Origin of the sequence: Paenibacillus amylolyticus, from assembly GCF_036894225.1 — a bacterium.
In the GTDB taxonomy this organism is placed as follows: Bacteria; Bacillota; Bacilli; order Paenibacillales; family Paenibacillaceae; genus Paenibacillus; species Paenibacillus amylolyticus.
The window spans coordinates 1,564,021-1,585,202 of record NZ_CP145892.1 but is presented as its reverse complement, the minus strand read 5'-3'; the positions used below and the strand labels follow the sequence as shown (position 1 = coordinate 1,585,202).

The 21,182-nt window shown below is 44.9% G+C and carries 14 protein-coding genes; 3 read left to right on the top strand and 11 right to left on the bottom strand.

Annotated elements, in window-relative coordinates; translation table 11 throughout:
* Positions 1-414: 414 nt before the first annotated feature.
* Complete coding sequence (locus V6668_RS06995) at positions 415-1,644, top strand: glycine betaine/L-proline ABC transporter ATP-binding protein (protein WP_338708019.1); 1,230 nt, start codon at positions 415-417, stop codon at positions 1,642-1,644.
* Positions 1,610-4,198: a glycine betaine ABC transporter substrate-binding protein gene (locus tag V6668_RS06990; protein WP_338708018.1), complete on the top strand. Its 2,589-nt coding sequence runs from the start codon at positions 1,610-1,612 to the stop codon at positions 4,196-4,198. The genes V6668_RS06995 and V6668_RS06990 overlap by 35 nt, the downstream gene beginning before the upstream one ends.
* Positions 4,199-4,451: 253 nt before the next feature.
* Here V6668_RS06990 and V6668_RS06985 read toward each other — a convergent pair whose 3' ends face one another.
* The 8 genes from V6668_RS06985 to rhaD all read right to left on the bottom strand — a co-directional run bounded on the left by V6668_RS06985 (position 4,452) and on the right by rhaD (position 18,673).
* Positions 4,452-4,664 carry an immunity 17 family protein gene (locus tag V6668_RS06985; RefSeq protein WP_047842001.1) on the bottom strand — a complete coding sequence of 71 codons (213 nt, stop codon included), beginning with the start codon at positions 4,662-4,664 and terminating at the stop codon, positions 4,452-4,454.
* A gap of 134 nt (positions 4,665-4,798) precedes the next feature.
* Complete coding sequence (locus V6668_RS06980; RefSeq protein WP_338708017.1) at positions 4,799-9,955, bottom strand: S-layer homology domain-containing protein; 5,157 nt, start codon at positions 9,953-9,955, stop codon at positions 4,799-4,801.
* Between the two features lie 572 nt (positions 9,956-10,527).
* Positions 10,528-11,682 (bottom strand): copper amine oxidase N-terminal domain-containing protein, encoded by a 1,155-nt coding sequence (locus V6668_RS06975; protein WP_338708016.1) that lies wholly within the window; start codon positions 11,680-11,682, stop codon positions 10,528-10,530.
* 186 nt (positions 11,683-11,868) lie between these two features.
* Complete coding sequence (locus V6668_RS06970) at positions 11,869-13,227, bottom strand: ABC transporter substrate-binding protein (protein ID WP_338708015.1); 1,359 nt, start codon at positions 13,225-13,227, stop codon at positions 11,869-11,871.
* A 381-nt stretch (positions 13,228-13,608) separates the two neighbouring features.
* Complete coding sequence (locus V6668_RS06965) at positions 13,609-14,430, bottom strand: carbohydrate ABC transporter permease (RefSeq protein WP_336759487.1); 822 nt, start codon at positions 14,428-14,430, stop codon at positions 13,609-13,611.
* Positions 14,427-15,293 (bottom strand): carbohydrate ABC transporter permease, encoded by an 867-nt coding sequence (locus V6668_RS06960; protein ID WP_372238423.1) that lies wholly within the window; start codon positions 15,291-15,293, stop codon positions 14,427-14,429. Before V6668_RS06960 ends, V6668_RS06965 begins: the two co-directional genes overlap by 4 nt.
* Positions 15,294-15,732: 439 nt before the next feature.
* The gene (locus tag V6668_RS06955; protein ID WP_282319086.1) at positions 15,733-17,550 is read right to left on the bottom strand and encodes an APC family permease; all 1,818 of its coding nucleotides are present in this window, start codon (positions 17,548-17,550) and stop codon (positions 15,733-15,735) included.
* A gap of 277 nt (positions 17,551-17,827) precedes the next feature.
* Positions 17,828-18,673, bottom strand: coding sequence for a rhamnulose-1-phosphate aldolase (gene rhaD / locus V6668_RS06950; RefSeq protein ID WP_338708014.1), 846 nt, complete (start codon positions 18,671-18,673; stop codon positions 17,828-17,830).
* A gap of 437 nt (positions 18,674-19,110) precedes the next feature.
* Between rhaD and V6668_RS06945 the strand changes: the two genes are divergently transcribed.
* Positions 19,111-19,461, top strand: coding sequence for a hypothetical protein (locus V6668_RS06945; RefSeq protein ID WP_036611232.1), 351 nt, complete (start codon positions 19,111-19,113; stop codon positions 19,459-19,461).
* A 53-nt stretch (positions 19,462-19,514) separates the two neighbouring features.
* Here V6668_RS06945 and V6668_RS06940 read toward each other — a convergent pair whose 3' ends face one another.
* The 3 genes from V6668_RS06940 to V6668_RS06930 form a co-directional block, all read right to left on the bottom strand.
* Positions 19,515-20,036, bottom strand: a complete 522-nt coding sequence (locus tag V6668_RS06940; protein WP_338708013.1) for a GNAT family N-acetyltransferase — start codon at positions 20,034-20,036, stop codon at positions 19,515-19,517.
* Positions 20,037-20,215: 179 nt separating this feature from the next.
* Positions 20,216-20,503 (bottom strand): hypothetical protein, encoded by a 288-nt coding sequence (locus V6668_RS06935; RefSeq protein WP_253506327.1) that lies wholly within the window; start codon positions 20,501-20,503, stop codon positions 20,216-20,218.
* 189 nt (positions 20,504-20,692) lie between these two features.
* Positions 20,693-21,181, bottom strand: coding sequence for a DinB family protein (locus tag V6668_RS06930; protein ID WP_338708012.1), 489 nt, complete (start codon positions 21,179-21,181; stop codon positions 20,693-20,695).
* Position 21,182 lies beyond the last annotated feature (1 nt).

Sequence of the window (21,182 nt, the reverse complement as noted above, 5' to 3'; positions counted from 1 at the left end):
GGCCGGACATCATATATGCCAGAGGGCTTTCATTCACCCAATGTATGAAAATGGGAACTTTACCAGGCTACAATTGCCTATGACTATCTTTTAACCAAAAAATTCAGCTTCAATTCAGCTCATTTTCTATTGTAGGAAAAGCAATGTCAAATGTAAAGCTGCCTTATTAGCCAGAATAAGGAGAATGACGGAGTATTTGGACGAAAAACTTTGTACAGTTTTTACTGTACAAACATTATGTACTGTTTATTCGGTTGATATACTGGTTAAGTATTGTTAGACTTAAAAACGTTACCCAGAAAGACGGGAAGCGAAGCAACAATTACCGGATTTCGTGGCTGGGCGCATAAGTGTATGGGCTTATGGATGCTGAAAGCCGTTCGAAGTGCACAACACATCAGAAGGGGTGAAAACATGACCATACTTGAAGTGAAAAACGTAAGTAAATTGTTTGGACCCCAAACCGAGCAAGGTCTGCAATTACTGGAGCAAGGTTGGGGTAAAGAAAAGTTGGCCAAAGAAAAACAGATAACGGTTGGTGTCAACCGGGTCAACATGGACATTAAGGAAGGCGAGATTTTCGTTATTATGGGACTGTCCGGGAGTGGTAAATCCACACTGGTTCGGATGTTCAATCGTCTGATTGAACCAACATCCGGAGAAATTCTGGTCCATGGTAAGGATCTACGCAAGATGAACAAAGAACAATTGCGCGAAGTGCGCCGGAAAACGATTAGCATGGTCTTCCAGAAGTTTGCGTTGTTCCCGCACCGTACCGTTCTTGATAATGTGGAGTATGGATTGGAAATACAAAAAGTAGATAAGGAAGTACGCCGGGAGAAGGCAAAAACCTCACTTGAGCTGGTTGGCCTTAAGGGCTGGGAAGACAAAATGCCAGATGAACTCAGTGGCGGGATGCAGCAACGTGTCGGCTTGGCGCGTGCACTTGCCAATGACCCGGAAGTACTACTGATGGATGAAGCCTTCAGTGCACTTGATCCATTGATTCGCCGTGATATGCAAGATGAGTTGATCGAGCTTCAGGATAAAATGAAAAAGACCATTATTTTCATTACCCATGACTTGGACGAAGCGCTGCGCATCGGCGATCGTATTGCCCTCATGAAAGACGGCGCAGTTGTGCAGATCGGTACACCGGAAGAAATCATGATTCAACCGGCCAACTCATATGTGGCCCGCTTCGTCGAAGACGTGGATCTGTCCAAGGTCCTCACTGCCGCTCACGTCATGCGTCGCCCTGAGACAATCACACTTGACCGAGGTCCTCGGGTAGCCCTCGAACTCATGCGCGAAAATGGTGTCTCTAATCTGTTTGTCATTGACCGTTCGAAGAAGCTACTTGGTGTCATTACTGCAGAAGATGCAACCCGTGCAATGCGCGAAAATAAAGTATTAAATGACATTCTGATCACGGACGGGCCGACGGTGTCGCCTGAAACCCTGATTCATGAATTGTTTGAGATTGTAAGTTCAGCCCATGTGCCGCTCGCTGTTGTTGGTGAGAATGGCCGTCTGCAAGGTGTTATCGTCCGCGGTGCCCTGCTGGGTGCACTTAGCGGTGAAGTTGCAGTAAAGGAGGAACTTGCGAATGATTCCCAAAATACCACTAGCATCGTGGATTGAATCCATCGTTGACTGGATGAGCTCCTCGCTCTCCGGATTGTTTAATGTAATCTCTATTGTTATTCAGGCAGTAGTTGGATTTTTCTCCGGGCTGTTCATGCTGCCCCATCCACTCCTGTTCATTGCCATATTGGGTGTTCTTGCGTTCCTCGTAGGACGACTCCCACTGACACTATTTACGGTTATCGGGTTCTTGCTCGTAGATAACTTGGGATACTGGTCCCAATCGATGGACACACTCGGTCTGGTTATCACTTCGGGATTGGTTTCGATCCTGCTTGGTGTACCTGTCGGAATCTGGCTCGCATACAGTAAAACTGCGGCGCGTATCATTACACCGCTGCTTGACTTCATGCAGACGATGCCTGCATTTGTCTACTTGCTGCCTGCGGTCACATTCTTTAGTCTAGGTGTCGTTCCAGGTGTTATCGCTTCTGTTATATTTGCGATTCCGCCAACGATTCGTCTGACTCACCTGGGGATCAGACAGGTATCTAGTGAATTGGTTGAAGCAGCTGATGCATTCGGCTCAACTTCCATGCAAAAGTTGTTCAAAGTACAGCTCCCACTCGCTTTGCCTACCGTGATGTCCGGTATTAACCAGACCATCATGCTATCACTGTCCATGGTTGTTATTGCATCCATGATCGGTGCTCAAGGTATTGGTGCGGAAGTCTATCGTGCTGTAACACAGCTTCAAATCGGTAAAGGTTTCGAAGCCGGTCTGGCCGTTGTTGTACTCGCGATTGTTCTGGACCGTTTTACACAAAATGTGTTTATGCCAGGTCGTAAAAAGACTTCACGCATTACAGCCAAGCAAAAAGCATGGATCACTGCTGCGGCAACATTCCTTGTGCTTGTAGCTGGTTTCTCACAATACTTCGTTGGTGGCACAACTTCGGCTGGTGGCAACAATTCAGCAGCCAATGCTGTAGGTCAAGAAGTGAATTATCAGATTATTGGTATCGATCCAGGGGCTGGTATCATGAAGTCTGCTGCAAAAGCGATCGAAGACTATAAACTGACTGACTGGACTCTGATTGAAGGCTCTGGTGCAGCCATGACGGCCACGCTGGACAAAGCCATCAAAAATGAAGACCCAATCATTATTACAGGTTGGACTCCACACTGGATGTTCAACAAATATGATCTGAAATATCTGGAAGATCCAGAGAAATCTTTCGGTGATGCTGAAGAAATTCATACCATCGCCCGTAAAGGTCTGAAAAAAGATCACCCTGTTGCGTTTGAATTCCTGTCCCGTTTCCAATGGACATCGGATGAAATGGGTGAAATGATGACTGCTATCCAAGATGGCACATCCGCAGAAGAAGCAGCTAAAGCTTATGCTGAGAAACATGCCGATCAGATTGCTGAGTGGACCAAAGGTCTGACTCCAGTGAACGGTGATGCATTCAAACTCAGCTATGTGGCTTGGGATTCCGAAATCGCAAGTACAAACTTGCTGAAATATGTGATGGAAAACAAATTGGGTTATAAAGTTAACGCTCTGCAAGTCGAAGCCGGACCAATGTGGACGGGTGTTGCCTCAGGCGACGTAGATGCCTCTCCAGCAGCTTGGCTGCCATTGACACACGCAGACTACTGGGAACGTTACAAAGACCAGGTGGACGATCTGGGGGCTAATATGACAGGTGTACGTACAGGCCTCGTGGTTCCTAAGTACATGACTGAAGTAAACTCGATTGCAGATCTGGAGACCGGTGCCGCTTCTTCCACTCCATCGGCAAGTGCTAATGTGGGCGAAGAGGTTAATCACCAGATTGTTGGTATTGACCCGGGTGCAGGTCTGATGAAGGCCACAGCAAACGCCATCAAGCATTATGATTTGTCTAACTGGAATCTGATTGAAGGTTCTGGAGCAGCAATGACTGCATCGTTGGACAAAGCTTATAAAAATGAAGAACCCATCATCGTTACGGGTTGGACTCCACACTGGATGTTCAATCAGTATGATCTGAAGTATTTGGATGATCCCGACTTAATTTTCGGCGATGCAGAGGAAGTTCACACGGTTGGACGTAAGGGAATCAAAGAAGATCATCCCGTTGCCTATGAGTTCTTCTCTCGTTTTAATTGGACTGCGGATCAAATGAGTGAAATCATGGTAGACATTCAAAAGGGCGTTTCGCCTGAAGAAGCTGCCAAGACTTATGCAGAAAAACATCCGGACCAAATTGAAGAATGGACCAAGGGGTTAACCCCGGTTAAAGGTGAAAATTTACGTCTCGGTTATGTTGCATGGGACTCTGAAATTGCGAGTACCAACCTGATGAAGTATGTGCTTGAGACGGATCTGGGTTACACAGTCAAAGCACTGCAAGTCGAAGCTGGCCCCATGTGGGCAGGCTTGGCAGCAGGTGATATCGATGCTTCTCCAGCCGTTTGGCTCCCGCTTACACATGGGGACTACTGGAAGACATATGGAGACAAGATTGAAGATATCGCTGTCAGCATGACAGGAGTTAAACAAGGTCTGGTTGTTCCAACGTACATGGATATCAACTCTGTTGAAGACTTAAAAGATAATTAAACCAGATTGAGATGGATAAACCTGAATTTGGTAAAAGACCACCGAAATTTTTCGGTGGTCTTTTTGTTATGGCTATGTTTTTTTCAGGCATGCTATTTGATTTGATATTCTATCCTGGTCTTACTGCATACTGCTACTTTAAGCATTCAAACGCTTTTTCCATTTGACTCTTCTCACATATCCTCTTACTTTGCCTTAAATCATGAACATCGTATGTAGATGACACTTGGTTAGTTCGTTTATTTCCCAATAACTATCCGATCAGTAACAGTAATACACCAATGACAATCATGACTACACCGAGAATACCATATACCACTCTTGCGCCCTGCCGTCCAATGGTCTTCACAAAAATTCCTGCTCTAAAGCTCTTCATAAACCAATCCCAATTGTTGATACCACCGAGCAAACTAAAAATTCCTGCCGCTATGGCAAATAGTGCGATTAAAACGGGTTGATCTTGCATTACGTCAACACTCCTTTAATATAATCCTGTCTACTATACCTTCACTTGGTGAAAATTAACAGGCATTAATTAGTAAAAAAACAGCTTGCAGATGGGAGTCTGCAAGCTGTTTTAAACCGTCTTTTATCATGCGTTTATTGCTTTTGCAACTCGCTTGCTGACAATAACAAGGTTACCACTTCAGCACGTGTTGCTTCAGCGAGGGGGTTAAACATATTTTTGCCTGTTCCCTTCACCAGTCCTGCATCATATGCAGCAGCGATATACGGAACGGCCCATGCAGGTACTTTATCTGCATCCGCGAAACTCAGTGCCGGATCGGACTCCACTGGAAGGCCGAGTGCTCTGACGAGCATAACCGTCATCTCTACCCGAGATACTTTGCCCGATGAACGGAACGTATCATCCGTATATCCACTAATGATGCCTTGATCCACTGCCTGAGCAATAAAGGATTGTGCCCATGCAGGTATCCCAGCAGCATCCTTAAACGTCAATGCCTTGTTGCTGGCTGGAAGTTCAAATGCTCTGCCCAACATCACAATGAATTCTGCGCGTGTGGCTGGTGCATTCGGACGGAAATTACCATCCTGATACCCCTTCACAATTCCCCGGGAAATGGCCTGTTCAATGGCAACTGCTGCCCAGTGATTCCCGACGTCCTTCAGGTCTACAACCGGAGTGGTTGGATTAGTACCTTCCCCACTACCCGGAACAGTTGGCGTAGTTGGGTTTGTAGGATTGGTTGGTGTGGTTGGAGTTACAGGCGGAGTAGGTGTTGTAGACCCTCCACCACTGTTACCACTGCCCGGATTACTTCCATTATTGCCGCCACCATTACCAGGATTGCTTCCATTTCCGCCCCCCGGAAGTGGCGTACCTTTCAGATCCGTGCTGCGTCCTTCCGTCACTTGATTCACATTACCTACACGGTCTAGATGTTCATGGAAGATTTCATAATCGACCAGATTTAATTCGTAGAATCGATTATCATCTTTCGCTGTTCTCATAGCACGATAGAAGTCTCCGCCGTTAGCCATGAATGAATTGGTAGCGACGATATAGTACCCGTTCGGATCGATATCCGAGTACGTACCATCTGTATTCTTAATCTGAACTTTGACCACACGTTGACCCACTTGGGTCACGGTATTGGTCGTTGCATCAATTTTCTCGCCTGGTTTCGTGGAATCGTAGTAGAAACGCATGCCTGCCACTTGTGGGAAGCGCCCTTCTCCCGTTTCCACACCACTAACGCCATTTTCCAGCGCGGCTGTGATTTCCTTGCCTGTCATTTTCAACGCAGACAGATTATTAGCGAATGGCATCACAGTAAGGAGATTACCCAGCGTAATATCACCTGTCTGGAATGAAGCACGAATGCCACCGCCGTTCTGGATCGCGACGTATCCTTTGACGTCGTTTTCCTGCACAATGGATTTCACTTTCTCCAGCATGCCATCTGTCATCAGATTTCCTAGATTGGTTTCCTGTTTCCGCACAGTGCCCCGTTCTCCATCCAGGAAGACATTTGTTTTACCGATAACCGTTTTCTTGAACTGTTCCAGCTGAGGCGCATATTCTTTCAGCTTGTTTGCGGCTTCCACATCATCAGCATAGACGAATTGGCCGTTAGCATCTTTGGCATCCAGACTCAATAATTTGCCGTTCCACTTCTTCAATACGCCTGCTTCATCAAACGTAACATCCAATTGACCAAGAGAAACGTCATATTCCCCAGTCTGCACAACCAAAGTTTGGTCCGCATGGGCATCCACCAAAACTGGTGCGTTCAGAATGGTGTGTGAATGACCACCTACCACAATGTCGATTCCTTCTACGGCTTCAGCTAATTTCAGATCCTCAGAGTAGCCAAGGTGAGTCAAAGCAATGATTTTATTAATACCTTCATTTTGCAGCATTTGTACAGTTGCTTGTGCATTTGCCTTGTAATCCGCAAACTTCAAGTCATCTCCTGGTGAAGAAAGAGATACCGTATCAGGTGTTGTCAGTCCGAAAATACCGACTCGCTCACCATTCACTTCCGTAATAATCGCCGGATAGATTTCAGCTTTCTCACCCGGATCACCGATGCTATTGTTGTACAAACCACTCAAGCTCGCATCCTTTGAATAATCAATATTAGCACTTACAAACGGGAACTCTGCTTTTTCAATAAATGCTTTCAGTACGCTTGGACCTTTATCAAACTCATGGTTACCAAAGGTCATGGCATCATATCCGATCATGTTCATGAACTCCAGATCAGCCAGACCATTAAACAGATTGAAGTACAATGTACCAGAGAATACGTCCCCTGCATCCAGCACCAGGGTATTATCATTGCGCGCTTCCTTAATTGCCGTTACTCGGCGTGGGATGTTATCCAGATGCGCATGCGTGTCGTTTGTGTGCAGTACGCGCAGGTTGAAGTCCCCTTCTTCCACTGGATCTCCAATACTCAATTGTGCAAGCAATGGATCATGGTCGCTCACTCGTCCATCTGCTGTCTCAAAATCGGCATTCACATGTACCACTTCGATGGCTGCCGTCTCAGTCAGATTTTTACTCACCAAAATGTGATCCAGTGTCTGGGAGTTTCCATCATAGATGTAGGAATACCGCTGATTTTCTGGCAGTTCGTTTACCAGATTGTCCAGTTCATTACCTTCAACAATGTTCAAAGTATTCGAGAATTGGAAATCATTAAAATCACCAAGAACAGCGACATTTACCTCATGGTCTTTGTTCAGTAACTCTTTCACAAACCCATTCACCAATGCAGCTTGCTTCGCACGTTGAACTTCACTGCTTCGAGTGGCAGGTTGTATACTTCCAAAAGGTTTCAGGTCTCCACCTTTCGAATTGAAGTGATTGGCAATCACCACTACACGTTCACCATTGAATTCGAATTCAGCAGCGAGCGGTTTGCGGGAGCTGGCGAACGCCTCGTCCCCTGGTGCAATACGACCCGGATTATTGGAGAGACTGCCGTCAGCTTTGACTGTGATCGCTGTCGTAGCATTTCCTTTTCCGATACCGTTAGCCAACGATACACGGTTCGGCTGATAAAGGAACCCTACACGAATATTGGCACCAGGTGCCCCGCCATCCTTGTTATTTTCCGGAGAAATCTCACTATATCGATATGTTGGTCCGTTGTTCGTTTTGATTGCATCAATTAGCGTCTGAAAACTCTCATTGGACGCTGTTGTGCCCGTGTCGGCATCGCCATCGTTATCCTGAACTTCCATGATGCCAATGATGTCTGGCGTGTTCAGATTATCCACGATGATGTTACCGATTTTATTGGCTCGTGTTGAATCTTTTTTGCTGAAGTTCTCCACATTAAACGTAGCAATGGTCAGTTTATCTGCCGCTTGTTCAATGGAAGTAGTCGCTTGTTTCGTTTCTCCCGGGATAACTGCTGGTAAATTCCCTTCAGGACTCACCTTGAAATTTCCACTAGAGTAGGTCATTACTCCGACTACATTACCATCCAACTTATCGCCTGTTTTTACTGCTTTGGAAGGTTTCTTGCCGATAAATAGACGCTGCGGATTGAGATCACTCTCATTCATATCTTTCTTGTTATCGGTCAGAATAACACCACCGTTAGGTGTGCGAAGTGGATTATTCTCACCATTATCCACAACAACGGCCAGACCCGGTTGACTGGAGTAAGGACCTATAATTTCAGGCTTTTCCAGTTCAACACGCATACCTTCCAAACTTTCAAAAAAGTCTATAGCATCCGTCTCGGGATTAAATTCTGCAAAAGAGTCTGAGTCAATGACGGTTGGAATTACACGTCCATTGACACCCAACTTCACAGGTGCAGGTAGATCTACCTTATCTATTACTTTTACAATGGCACTCGCCGTAATCTGCGTGGTGGTTAATTCGTTAACCGCCCCATATTCCGTAACTTTCCCAGATACCTTCACCTGATTGCCAACGATAACTCCATGACTTGGTTTATAAACCTGAATGGCTTCGGATGTCCGGTTATCATCGTCCATCTCGCCCGGAAGCTCTTGCATGTAAAAACTGCTTGTACTGACAGAGGTAACAATACCTTCAATATCCTTAACATCGTATCCGTTAAAAACAGAAGTATGTCCTGCGCCCTGAATATCATGGATACGCACGTTTTCTTTATCAGGAAGTATTTGATACGTAAAGGTGTACACTGCACTGGATTGTCCATTAAGAATGGCAACAGCCTTGATTACGATGTCTTGATCAATCACTATCGGACTACTATACACGGCGGAAAAAGAAGTAGGCTCTGTATTATCCGTCGTGTAATGTACAACTGCACTCTTGGCTGGAGAGGTTAATGTGACTTCATTGTTCCGGGGAATCCCGCCAGATGGAATACTCGCCATCACAGACAGGCTATTTTCTACAACATCTGCGGCTGTTCTAGGCAAAATCTCTAATCCGTAATTACTGTTGAATGTCAGAACACCCTGCACATATTCGTAGGTTTTGCCAACAGTTAGCGCGGTAGGAGAGTTTTTGGCATAAATCGTCATCTCAGCACCATGACTATCCGTAGCGTAAAACGTCGAACTACTGCCCCGTGTTACCTGAATATCTCTTACTTCGACAAACATTCCCTCATACTTTTCGCCCGGACCTTTGTTACTTTGGTCTGCTGGTCTGATAAAGTCTGTGGACACCATATTTTTGGGTTCGGGGAGTGTTATATTTTGCTCAGTGACCTTCATGTATCCTTCGGAAAAACCTGACTTATCCTTCTCGATCTGGACGAGTCCGCTGTAGTGGGTAATTGGACCATACACTTCAATGCGATCCCCCACGTCAACTTGATTTTTCGCTCGGACTACAATGCCAGCCTCTTCGTCTTGGATATAATAATTCGTGAATTCTCCGGAGAGTTCACTGTACGTTACGACACCTGAAACGGCTACATTTGTATTTGGTGCAAGGACTCTCGCATCAGCAATGGATATGATTCCAGTCTCGTCTGCTTCCTGTACTTCTGAGTTATCCGTCTCAACTGGTTCTTCACTTTCAGTTCCATCAAAATCACCATCTTCGTTAGTTGGTGACTCTGTCCCCTCGAGGTCTGGCGATTCTTCAGTTGGGACAGTATTCGGTATGGAGGTCTCCTGATCACTTGTGTGCTGCTCTTCCGCTACTACACTTTCCTCATCAGCATATGCGGTGCTACTTAATCCACCTATTGGTGCCGCACCTGTAACGACAAGAACGAAAACCAGAAACCCTTGTGCCCAACGTTTCACTTGCTTGTTGTTCATTCGTCCTACCCCCATGTTTTCAACTTGGCAATCATTTGTTCAGACAGCTTGTACATTAGTTCAAATATAAGATAACTGAATAACATACTTGTGTAAAGAATATTTCTTCGTTATGAAAGAAAATAGAACACTTATATTACATCTTCTAAACTAACCTCTATAATAATGAATAAATAGTACTAACTTTTAACTAAAAACACGTTATTAAGCCTATTAAAGTTATATAAATGTTAGATATACGGTTACTTAACGTCAATTAAATTGACATTTATACTGAATATATATACGAATTCGACATTTAGTGACAGTACTCATTTCTTTAAACCCACTAAAACCTGAGTCTTGAGACATGCATTTTCACATGATAAAACGATATGTACGGATCACTTTAGATCACCACATTAACTGAGTATAAAAGAGAACTATTAAGCGCAAAATCAGTATGAGTTAATAGAATGTTAAAAAAAAACCACAAGAACATCTCCAATTACTCTCAGAGACTTTCTTGTGGGATAATATAAAATATGAAAAATGATACTAATTTCACTTTTTCGAAATGTTACAGACGGTTTTCAATACACTTCTGTGTCTGGTGTCAAAGTAATATTACTTCCATAGGGTTCAATTAATCCTTGTTGCTCCAAGTATTGGTCAACGTATCGATCTGCATTCAGTGAAGTTGACCCGATCCAGTCTGAATATGTTTTTCCAAACATTTTATATAGTATGTCACTAGTATATTCATTACTTAATTCCCCAAAAACAGTATATAACTGTTTTACCGTATTCGTGTGTTTTTTCCCCTCTAAATCGGTCCATGTTACTTTTTTATTCAGATCTACCTTCCTTATATCCTTAGTATATATTTGTACATTTGACCCATTGATTTTGAAGTACACACGGATGCTTTTTTCGTAAGGATGACCCTTGAGAATGCTCCACCCTTTCATATCTCCAGTAGCTGGCACAGCATAAAGTTTCCCTTTTGTTGGAGTTGTTCCTGTTACACTGTTTTGTTTTTGAGGTTGTTCAATATTAATAGTCATTTTACCTTTACCAATGGATACTTGCATCTGCTTAGCTTTAGAGTTATAAGTCACAGTTCCATCCAGAGCATCTGAGAGAACAGAAGCAGGAAACAAAGTTACGCCATTTTGAACAAGCAACAGGGACTTGAGAGTTAATGGCTCTCCATTTAACGTTGCTTTTGTTCCCGTTTTCGGGAGAGTTAGTTTGGTAGAACCAACTTTAATCTCGAAGGCGTCCTGTTGAGCAATGTAACTAACACTCCCTCCCAGTGCCTTAAATACCTCTTTCATCGGAACAAGAGTCACACCATTTTTTATGTATCCTCCATCAATTGCTTCATCCAAACTACCTGAAATAGTAACTGATCTTTCAACATTTTCGACTTTAACAGTAATTGTTGAAGAACCTACACCTATTACCTTTACCATCCCAGTGCTCAGCACTTGAAGTATATGAGGTTCACTGATCGTATAAACTGTTTTTGTAAGACCTGTATTTCTTCTGTAGTATGGATCGTTATCGCTATGTATTGAATTTTCGTCATCATACACAACAACTATATTAAGATTAATCTTAGAACCGACCGAAACTGTAGTATTAGGGATGAGTTCAATATTTTTAACTTTAAGTTCCTCTCCATAAACACTTGAGACAAACAACAACATAAATACCATCATTAGAAGCGTTAGTCTTTTCATTCACTTGTACTCCTTCTTATTTTTAATATTGTCCATTACTTTTCATGAATCCATGTATTGGGATACCCCTTTCAGCTTCCTATTCTATTTCGGAATCATTAACAAAAAATGTTAGTCTTTCTTTTTAGTAAAACGAAAAAATTGAATGCAGCTTAATCACTGCATTCAACATGGATATGAATTAAATTATTTCTTCACCGTGCTGTTATATTGCGCAATCTTGTCTGTAATTTGTTTAGCTGCTGCATCCAATGCTTCCTGTGGTGTACCTTGTCCATTCAGGACCGTTTCAATCGCTCCTTCGACAAGTTGTCTGGCTTCCGGGAATACACCCATTAATGCCCCTGATGTTGCTGTCGAATCGGCCGAAGCGTGCAATTGATCGACTGCTGTCTGGAATTGCGGGTACTTCGCCATATTATCCTTTAATACTTGCTCATTGTAGGCTGCTGTCGTAATAGGGAAGTATCCTGTCGCAACACTCCAGTTCGCTTGTACCTCTGGTGTAGCCAAGTACTTGATGAATTCCCACGCCGCTTGCTGTTGCGCTTCCGATTTGTTATTCATGATGTACAAGCTCGCTCCACCCACTACAACGCCGCCTTCTTTGGCATCCGCTGGACGAGGCAGGAAGCCTGTTCCCAGTTCAAACTTGCCACCTGAACCTTCTACGATTTTACGCAGGCCAGCTGTGGAATCAAGAGTCATACCGATTTGCTGAGCGGTAAATGCTGCTGTTGTATCGTCTGTGCTACGTCCCAGATTGGAGAGGGTCTTCTCATCAATCATCTTTTTCCACCACGTTAAAGTCTTCCCTCCAGCTTCGGAGTTCAGCAGAGACTCTGTAGCTGCTTCATTTCTTCCGTTTCCATTGTTTACATAATCTGCATTCTGGTTTGCAAAGAACTGTTCCATAAACCAGCCGTAGATCGCCATGGATGCACCTGGCTTACCGTCTTTCGCCAGTGCTTTTGCTGCTTGCTCAAACTCTTCATACGTCTTCGGCGGGTTCTCCGGGTCCAGACCTGCTGCTTTGAACATATCCTTGTTGTAATACAGGATCGGGTTGGATGTGTTAAACGGCATGGCGTTCAATTTGCCATCGATGGTGTAGTATCGGATGATGTTTGGCTCCAGTTGGGACAGGTCGAACTGATCCTTGTCGATGAACTGTTGTACTGGCGTAATCATGCCCGAATCGATCATGAACTTGCTACCAATCTCATAGACTTGGATAATGTCTGGACCGCTGTCTGAGCCCATGGATGCTTTGAGTTTGTTCAGACTTTCATCGTACTTCCCTTGATAGATGGGTTTCACCTGAATGTCGGGATGGCTAGCGTTAAAATCGGAAGCGAGTTGGTTAATGGCTTTCTCCCCAGCGCCAGACATGGAATGCCACCACGTCAATTGTGTTGTTTCAGCTGCGGCCGCTTCTGCTTGTGCTCCACTTGCCGGGCTACTTGTTTCAGCTTTTGTTCCGCAAGCGGAAATGACCAACATGAGTGCAGCCAGCATTAATGCGAATGTTCCTCTTTTTTTCAAACGAAATCGCTCTCCTTTTATATGGCTCGCGTACAATAAAATCTTGGGGATGACGCGGTGTGGCCGTTACGGTTACGAATCGTTCTTTTGATCGCTGTTATCCCCGGATTTCTTTCATTCCCTTTCAAAGGGGGAAATCCGGGGATAAAGGCGAACGCTTTGCTTCTTCAGAATCGATTTCGTCCCCTCCACTACTACCATCGTTCATTTCAACATTTTATTTGAAGCACGAGCCTCATTTTATTCGCTCCTGGTATCCAAACCGTGGACCTTGTAAGAAGATACAAGGTTTAATTCAAAACCTCTAAATTAAAATCTTTAGATCAAAACCTTCAGAGTTTCCACTTCAATTCAATTAAATAGTTGTAAAACTTTCTCTCCCTACCCCTTCAGCGCGCCTGCGGCCATTCCGCGGACAAGCTGTTTCAACCCGAAGATCAATAGCAGTAAGGATGGTAGAATGACCATGGCTGTTCCGGCAAATACAAGATTCCACGCTGTGGATTCCTGGAACTCCAGCATCGAGATTCCGATCTGTGCGGTTCTCATTTCCGGTGTGTTTGTCACCAGCAGCGGCCAGAGATACGAATTGTACATGCTTAAGAATGAATAGATTGCCAGTGTTCCAAGTGCCGGACGGGACAAAGGCAAGACATGCGATATGAAATAGCGAATATGACCACAACCGTCGATCTTCGCCGCCTCGAACAATTCCTTGGGTAGCTGCATGAAGAACTGTCTTAGCAGGAATGTACCAAACGCCGTTGCCAGAAACGGCACGGTAAGCCCCTGGTAACTATCTAGCCAGCCCCAACTGCGAACCGTTAGGTAGTTGGGGATCATCGTCACTTCCCATGGAATCATCATGGTGGCGACAAACATGCTGAAGATGACGTTTTTGCCTTTGAACTGCATTTTCGCAAAAGCATAGGCTGCCATACTCGCTGTAATCAATTGACCAAGCGTTGTCAGTCCTGCGACAAGAAAGGTATTGCCGATAAATCGACCGATCGGAACAATATCAAATACTTCGCTAAAGTTGGACAGATCGATTGAATTTGGAATGATATGCGGCGGATAAGCACTCGCATCTTCCGGCGTCATCACGGCCATGAAAAAGGTGTACATCACCGGATACAGCACAAGCGCCGCACAGATCGTCAGTAATACATACAACAGCGTTTTGGTCCATGTCGCACTCATTGGTAATGCACTTTCCTTTCTACCCATTTGAACTGGATCAGGGTCAGCAACATAATCACCACGAACAGAATCAGTGCCTGCGCACTACCTGTACCAAAGCGGAAATTAACAAAGGCTTCCTGATAGATGGAATAGACAAAAACATTTGTACTGTCCATCGGGCCACCCCGGGTTAGAATGTTGATCTGACCGAACGATTGAAAAGCGCCAATGATCGATACGACCGTAACAAAAAATAACGTTGGTGACAGTAGCGGCATCGAAATTTTGCGAAACGTCAGCAATGGTCCTGCTCCGTCAATCTTGGCACTCTCGTAGATCTCATCCGGGATGCCCGCCAAACCACTGGATAGAATAATGTAGTTGAATCCAAGGTTCATCCAGATTGTCATGATGGAGATTGAGATCAATGCCCAATCCGGGCTGGTAAGCCAGGGAATTGGATCGATGCCTACTTTGCCAAGCAGATAATTCAGCATGCCCAGGGTCGGATGGAATAGAAACTTCCAGATGACCGCTGATGAACCGACGGACAACACCACCGGCAGAGAGAATACAAATTGGAATACACGCATTCCCTTAAATCGATTGTGAGTCAGTGCAGCCAGAATCAGAGCAGCCAGCATGCCCGTAGGCACTGTAAACAGTACAAATAGTAATGTCACTTTCATCCCTTGCATAAACAGTCCTGATTGGAACACGGCCTTGAAGTTATCCAGTCCTACATAAGCCGCAATCTGCCCCGTCGGATCTGTGGAATGCAGACTCAGGTACACGGACTTAAACATCGGGTAAAACAGAAACACTGCAAACAAAAGCAGCGATGGTGCCAGGAAACCATAGGCCAGCAGATTCTCCCGCATTCGCTGCACACGCAGCGAGGCTGTCCGGCGCGCACTCGTACCGGATACGCGCCGTTTGGCGGCGGGCAAGCTGATCCGGTTATCAAGCTCACTCATCGGATTTTCTTCCCCCTTGTTTCACGCATTCAGTGTGTGTGAAATGTTAGATCAACTTCAGCACCACGTTATCTAGTGTAAGAGTCGAATGTCACAGCAAAATTCATTCTGAATCAACGTAACGTTAATCATGGACAAGGGACTTTACGGAACCAGGGATCAACTCTACGCCGGAATTAGAATTAGATTTCATGACAAAAAACCGCAGGAACTCCCCTGTTTGGAGATATCCCTGCGGTTTGATGTGTAAATGGAATATGAACGTTTGTCTATTAATAAAAGCGACTCATTTTACAATAATCTGTAAATCTTCCAAACGAGGTAAAGCGATTAACCGTTCGAGTTAACGATTAAGATGATATGGCACCGTGGTGACAATCACGTCTTTGTAATTGATCAGATAGGCCCTGATCATGAAGCTGGTCTGGTTGTGCAGTACATTTTGCCACCAGTGCTTGGTGATGAATTGTGGAATCAATATGGTGATGTGATCGGTCTCAGCCGTTTTCCACTCTACTGTATCAATGAATTTCTTCAGCGGCCCCATAATGCTACGGTATCTCGATTTGATCACGACCAGACGAACGCCTGGATTCCACTCTTCCCACTTCTGCTCCATCTTGCGTATCGCCTCATCATCAAATCCAATGTACAGCGCGACCACGTGATCCGACATCGTCTGGGCGTAACTGATCGTATTCATAACGACCCGGGTAATGCCCGCAACAGGAATGACTATCGTATTGCCTTTTTTGGCTGGCTTATCAACCTGAATATCAATCCGTAGCTCATCTGCAATGTTGCAATAGTGACGGTGAATACGCATGAACACATACACAACGAACGGCAAAAAGATAAAGATGACCCATGTCTGCGTGAACTTGGTGAAAATAAAAATCAGGGTAATCGATAGTGTAGTCAGCATACCGACGGTATTGACCAGCAACTTCATCTGCCAGCCAGACGGCTTGACTTTGATCCAGCGAATCATCATACCGAGCTGTGACAGGGTAAATGGAATGAACACCCCAACCGCGTAGAGCGGAATCAGGCTTTCCGTATTCCCTTTGAACCCGACCACCAGCAGCGCAGACATCACACTGAGGAAAATGATCCCGTTTGAGAAACCAAGGCGGTCTCCTCTGACCATAAATGCATGCGGCATGTATTTATCCTTTGCCATCATGAAGGATAACAGCGGAAAAGCCGAATAAGCTGTGTTGGCTGCGAGGAACAGGATCAGTGCCGTCACACCCTGGATGATAAAATACATCGTGCCCCTGCCAAACGTCGCTTCAGCAATCTGGGAAATGACCGTTGCTTTGGGATCAGGCTTCACTCCGTACCCATAAGCCAGCAAGGTGATACCGATGAACATGGCTCCCAATATACAACCCATAAGCAGTAATGTACCCGCGGCATTTTTCTCGGCAGGCTGCTTGAAGTTTGGGATCGCGTTACTTACCGCTTCCACACCAGTCAAGGCCGAACAACCGGAGCTGAATGCTTTTAACAACAGAAACATACTCACATGGGATAGACTTGTTCCGAATTCAGGTGCAGCTGCTTCCATCCCCCCGGCAAGAAATTTGATTCCACCCGAGATAATCAGAACCGCAATCGAAAAGATAAATAGATAAATGGGGATCGCCAGCACAGACGCTGACTCCGTCACTCCCCGCAAATTCATAATGGTTAGAAAAACAATCATAATCAGAGCAATCACAACACTGTAGTCATGCAGCATAGGAAAAGCCGACGTAATCGCATCCGTCCCTGCGGACGAACTTACCGCAACGGTCAGAATATAATCGACCAGCAGAGATCCTCCGGCAATCAGACTGGATGTTGTACCCAGGTTATCCTTGGCTACGATATAAGCGCCGCCCCCTGTTGGATAAGCAAATATCGTCTGGCGATAGGAAAAAATTAAAATGACGAGTAATCCCAGCACGGCGATAGAAATCGGAACGGAGTACCACAGGGCGGCGAATCCGGCCGCAACGAGCACCAGCAAAATCTGTTCCGTACCATAGGCAACGGACGATAGGGCATCCGAGGACAGGATGGCGAGTGCCTTCCATTTCCCCAATTTTTCTCCATCCAGTTCAGCCGATTTCATGGGCTTGCCTATTAAGATTCTCTTCATTTTGCCAAGCATGATCATAACTTCCTTCCGTCTCTCATCTGTGAAGCATTGTTATTATGCAAAATCGCAGAGCCGTTGACAATACGTCATTTCACCCGAATTTCGCCAGCGCGTGATAATGCATTCTACGATTCAATAATCGATAACAAAGCCATTCTTGTTCAGCAATTTGAACTTTTTTGAACCAAAATGACGATTGTTCGTCAAAAAAAAGGAAATGGCCTTTGGTTCAATGAACCAAAGACCACTTCCTTATCTATGCGTTGACTATAAAACAATACAGCTTTCCTTAACTGCTCAGAATTCCGGGACGAGGGGTAACACCAAACGCTTGTGCCAGTGTGGTCAGCTGCTCATCTGTAATTCTCTGCCGGATCTCGTGACCAGCGACCAGCATATACACTTGGGCTGCCTTCTCGGTCGTCTCAATCAGACCAAATGCCTCGTCAATCGTTGTTCCTGTTCCAAAGATGCCATGTTGCGGCCAGATGACTGCGTGGTATTCTTTCATTTTCTCAGCCGTTTCGCGTCCAATCTCGTTTGATCCAGGAATCATCCATGGAATAATGCCGATCCCATCCGGGAATACAACCACACACTCCGTGCACATCTGCCACAGCGTCTTCGTGAATTTTGCTTCATCCAATTCGTGGATAAACGTCATAGCCAATACATGAGTGGCATGGTTGTGCATGACAACCCGGTGGTTCGGGTCCAGTTTCAAACGTTCGATATGGCTCATGAAATGTGTAGGCAACTCACTTGTTGGATTCGCGCCCGACTTCAATCCCCAGAGCACTTCCAGCTCCTGTCCATCTTGCGATACACGCAGCACCCCTAGATTACTCTCCGGATCAGCGAGTACATTTTTGAAATATTTGCCCGATGCGGTCACGATAAAATACTTGCCTGCCATCTCATGCACCGAAAATGCCGGTTTGATCTTGCGAATCACATGATGGATATCGATATATTGGGCAACTTCCTCTTCCTCCAGCAGATAGCTGACATTACCGCCATTGCGCTCATCCCAGCCATTTTTCCACATATGTTGTGTAATCTCAGCCATCTCACGGACGAATGGGATATGGAAACCTGCAGCCTGCGTTTTTTCATTGGTAAGGGTCACGTTCATGATCAATCTCTCCTTATATTGAAAATAATATGGCTTGCCACGTACATAGTAAGTTCCTTTTTTCACATTCATTATACCTTTGTTTATCTTTGGTAGTCAATAACAAACACAGAAATAATCCTTAATTTATTTTTGTTTAGTTTTGTTTATTTGAAAATAAAACAAAAAAATACCCCACCGGCGCCCGGCGGGGTCAGTCACACATCTATTTAACACGAGAAGGGGTTTACAAGACTTATCTTACCTCTGCTACCTTAATAGAAGCTGAAAGCGAAATAAAAAAAGCATGAAAACATTTATCTCCTTGGGACAGAAGATTCAGTTCCTCCTTTTCATTCAGTACATATATCCCTCTGTCCAAACGCTTTTGTCAATTCTAGCATATGCTATTCTAGCTTTTCTCAGAAAAAGTCATTCATAAAAAAGGAGTTGGACCTATGGCAGTCCTTTCTACAGGCCCGATCGAGAACAACCTCTCCGGTGGCAGCAGGCCTACACAACAGGTCACCATCAAAATGGTCAACACCGATTCCATCAATACGTCCAATGTACTCATTGAAGGTTATTTCCTGAATGGAACGAGGACCTTATATGTGCTGCAATCCGTTAATCTGACCCCCGGGCAAGTCTTCTCTCAAACCTACTATGCCAACCTGGATGGATACGAATATGTATTCACAACGGGTGGAGGCGCAGCTGCATCAACTGAAATTTCAGTGTGGGGAAAAGACAGCACCGGGCAAATCGTCACCGCACATCGGATTGTTTCGAATGAACTTGTTCTATAAGAAAGAGGAAACCGGATGCCCTCAATCCCTGTCCTTCATTGGTCGGGGGTTTCTTATTTTCGCAGCACATACGATGGATGCATCTTTCCTGTCGGTTCATAACGTTCATCACCTGTATACTCAAATCCTAGCTTGATCAAGATGTGACGTGATACTTCATTATCCGGATGATGCCCGGCAAACAGTGCATTCACATTCATTGTGTCAAAGGCATAACCAATTACCGCCCGTGCCGCTTCCTGTGCATACCCTTTCCCCCAGTGATCCCGGGTTAGATGAAATCCCAATTCATAGATCTCCTCTTCAGGAGAATACGGACGCAGGCCACAGCAACCGACAAACACCTCCGACTCTTTCTCAAAAAGGGGCCAATATTGCACCCCCGCTTCCTTCTGCCTTTGAATCTCCTGTGTCAATCGCGCTTCTACTTCATCCTCGCTCAGAAATCCCTTGCTGCTAATCCATTTGGCAACCTCATGATCGCCCCACAATGCAAACGCCAGCGCACGATCTCCTTCATTCCAAGTCGCACATTCCAACCGTTCCGTTTCAAATAAGATTGTTCTATTCATCATCCACTAACCTCCTGTATGCCAACACCAGTTCACGTGCAGCTTATACCTTAAATTAATCGAATGAACGCCAAAGTAAACAAGCCACTTAATTAATTTAAATCTATGTATATCCATAAAAAAAAGAAGACCCCTGCCGACAAGATGTCCGACAGAGGTCATTCCATTCCAGTCTACATCAATTACAAATCACCTACGGCAAATTGAATTGTTCCGGAAGCTGCGCCTCCAAGGTTAGCTAACAAGGCAAACACCAGAACTCCACCTGCAGAAATGGTAAGGCTGCTGTTTACAGGAACAACGTAAGTGACTACTGGTGCATTAACACGTGTGATCACGAGAGATACCGGAAAAGGTCCAAAGTTGTTCACTGTAGCGCTGGCATTTGTGCCTCCAGCCAGGTTTTCGTAGTAGGACTTGCCTACTCCGGCAGGAAGGTTGTAATTTTGTATCGGTAAAAGGATGGCCATTGAATTCACCTCCTTTTTGCTTTGATACGGTATTCTATGCTTGAAATCTATTAAAGCAACGGTGAATTACCAGGGTCATAATGTCCAATTTTGATAGACTCCATAGATTGATAGACGAATGTACGCAAAAAAGCCCCACCGGACCATCCGGTGGAGCCAACTAAGCTTACTTTAATATTACAGGTTTAATTACGCATACAGCATGAAAAAGTTCAGTTCATGGCCCTGCTGCTTGAGATAGTTATACAGCTGCGAACGGTGATGGAATACATGCGTTACCGTTTCAATCTGCCATTGAACCTGCAAGTGACCATGTTCCATATAAAAAGCTTTTGTTGAACGATTCAAAAAGTCGTCTTCGCTCAATCCCGTGATATAGGCTTTGTAGGATTCGAAATTGCTCCATAATGTTGCTTCAAGCTTCTCGATATCCTCAATCCCCGACAGACTATTCTCCACCAGCCCAACCTCAGCTTCACCTTTTTCCTGCATAATAGCAAGATCGGATGCGGTAATCTGGATAAAATGATGCACTAGCTCCACCATTGAACGCATATTCTCCTGTGGACGATACGACCAATCCTCCGAACGGATCAAGCGAATTAACGAAGCCCCCGTCCGTACGCCTGTTTCCAATTCATTTAACAAGTGATCCCGAATCTGCAATGTTCCATTCATA

What these genes read in the sequence shown, in the direction of transcription:
- V6668_RS06930 (WP_338708012.1), bottom strand. Translation starts at nt 21,181, where the DNA reads ATGAATGGAACATTGCAGATTCGGGATCACTTGTTAAATGAATTGGAA.
- V6668_RS06945 (WP_036611232.1), top strand. Translation starts at nt 19,111, where the DNA reads ATGGCAGTCCTTTCTACAGGCCCGATCGAGAACAACCTCTCCGGTGGC.
- V6668_RS06975 (WP_338708016.1), bottom strand. Translation starts at nt 11,682, where the DNA reads ATGAAAAGACTAACGCTTCTAATGATGGTATTTATGTTGTTGTTTGTC.
- V6668_RS06955 (WP_282319086.1), bottom strand. Translation starts at nt 17,550, where the DNA reads ATGCTTGGCAAAATGAAGAGAATCTTAATAGGCAAGCCCATGAAATCG.
- V6668_RS06995 (WP_338708019.1), top strand. Translation starts at nt 415, where the DNA reads ATGACCATACTTGAAGTGAAAAACGTAAGTAAATTGTTTGGACCCCAA.
- V6668_RS06980 (WP_338708017.1), bottom strand. Translation starts at nt 9,955, where the DNA reads ATGAACAACAAGCAAGTGAAACGTTGGGCACAAGGGTTTCTGGTTTTC.
- V6668_RS06935 (WP_253506327.1), bottom strand. Translation starts at nt 20,503, where the DNA reads ATGGCCATCCTTTTACCGATACAAAATTACAACCTTCCTGCCGGAGTA.
- V6668_RS06965 (WP_336759487.1), bottom strand. Translation starts at nt 14,430, where the DNA reads ATGAGTGCGACATGGACCAAAACGCTGTTGTATGTATTACTGACGATC.
- rhaD (WP_338708014.1), bottom strand. Translation starts at nt 18,673, where the DNA reads ATGAACGTGACCCTTACCAATGAAAAAACGCAGGCTGCAGGTTTCCAT.
- V6668_RS06990 (WP_338708018.1), top strand. Translation starts at nt 1,610, where the DNA reads ATGATTCCCAAAATACCACTAGCATCGTGGATTGAATCCATCGTTGAC.
- V6668_RS06960 (WP_372238423.1), bottom strand. Translation starts at nt 15,293, where the DNA reads ATGCGGGAGAATCTGCTGGCCTATGGTTTCCTGGCACCATCGCTGCTT.
- V6668_RS06985 (WP_047842001.1), bottom strand. Translation starts at nt 4,664, where the DNA reads ATGCAAGATCAACCCGTTTTAATCGCACTATTTGCCATAGCGGCAGGA.
- V6668_RS06940 (WP_338708013.1), bottom strand. Translation starts at nt 20,036, where the DNA reads ATGATGAATAGAACAATCTTATTTGAAACGGAACGGTTGGAATGTGCG.